The organism is Halomonas marinisediminis (assembly GCF_004347715.1).
Lineage (GTDB): Bacteria > Pseudomonadota > Gammaproteobacteria > Pseudomonadales > Halomonadaceae > Halomonas > Halomonas icarae.
In genome coordinates this window covers 1-347 of sequence record NZ_SLTR01000098.1, presented here as the reverse complement: position 1 = coordinate 347, position 347 = coordinate 1, and the positions used below count along the sequence as shown (strand labels likewise).

Annotated in this window: 1 protein-coding gene; it reads right to left on the bottom strand. The window is 57.6% G+C overall.

The genetic code is table 11. The annotated features are described in order from the left end of the window. The coding region (locus tag E0702_RS19105; RefSeq protein ID WP_165927568.1) for a hypothetical protein at positions 1–347 on the bottom strand (347 nt) is incomplete at both ends.

The window sequence follows — 347 nt, the reverse complement described above, 5'->3', positions numbered from 1 at the left end:
AAGGTCTCGATCGCCCGATAGATCGCGATGCAACTGTTGATCACCGCCATGATACCCGAAGGGTCGAGGAAGGACAGGATCTTCACCGTGGCCTCGGTGATGATCTTCTCGACCACCCAGCCGATAGTGCTCTGCAACACCATGGACCACAGGTTCGACAGCTTCTCCTGGATGAACCGCCAAAGCCCGCCAACGCCTTCGGTCACGATCACCCGGATGAACTCCCAGACCCCGTCGGCGTAATCGAGCGCCTTGCGGATCTTGGCGACCTTCTCCTTTCCGATTTTCTTTTCGAGCCGCTCCAGAACCCGCTCCACAGTGATGTCGAGCAGTTGCAGCACGAAATC